Origin of the sequence: Paracoccus spongiarum, from assembly GCF_030732095.1 — a bacterium.
Lineage (GTDB): Bacteria > Pseudomonadota > Alphaproteobacteria > Rhodobacterales > Rhodobacteraceae > Paracoccus > Paracoccus spongiarum.
Genome location: NZ_JAVAMQ010000081.1, coordinates 1 through 638, shown reverse-complemented (window position 1 = coordinate 638; position 638 = coordinate 1). Strand labels below are relative to the sequence as shown.

Sequence of the window (638 nt, the reverse complement as noted above, 5' to 3'; positions counted from 1 at the left end):
CTAGGTTCTGCCACCTTCCGCCTCCCTGCCGGTCCTGGCGCTGATGTATGACTTGCCATACGCGCGAGGCTGAGCCTCATGTGGGATGCAAGAAGGAGGCGCTGGGCATGGTGAAGCGATTGAGGCTGAACGAAAAAACGGTGCGGGAGGCGGCACCGGAACCGGGCCGGGACTATCAGATTTTTGACAGCGAGGTGCGGGGGTTTGCCATCTGCATCTACCGTTCCGGCAACCGGGCCTTCACGCTGGATTACCGCCATGCCGGACGCCAGCGGCGGATGACGTTGGGGCGCTGGCCGGAATGGTCGACGGCTGCCGCGCGGGAACGGGCCAAGGAGTTGCGCCGCGATATCGATGCCGGGGGCGATCCGCTGGGCGCGAAGAAGGACGGGCGTGAGGCGCCCCGGTTCAAGGATCTGGTTGACCGCTATACCGAGGTGCATCTGCCCAATCTGGCGAAGACCAATGCGTCCGATCAGCGCTCCATGCTGACCAAGCTGGTCGGGCCGGACTGGAACAACAGGCTCGTCACGGAAATCACGCCCTATGATGTCGAAAAGCTGCTGAACCGGATCGCCGAGGGCCGGTGTCGTCCCCATAAGGCAAAGCCGAACAACCGGGCAAGGAAGCTGCAGGGT

At 63.5% G+C, this 638-nt stretch carries 1 protein-coding gene; it reads left to right on the top strand.

What is annotated here, in order from left to right:
* Window positions 1–107: 107 nt before the first annotated feature.
* The coding region (locus Q5Y72_RS19785; RefSeq protein WP_305965095.1) for an Arm DNA-binding domain-containing protein at window positions 108–638 on the top strand (531 nt) is incomplete at its 3' end.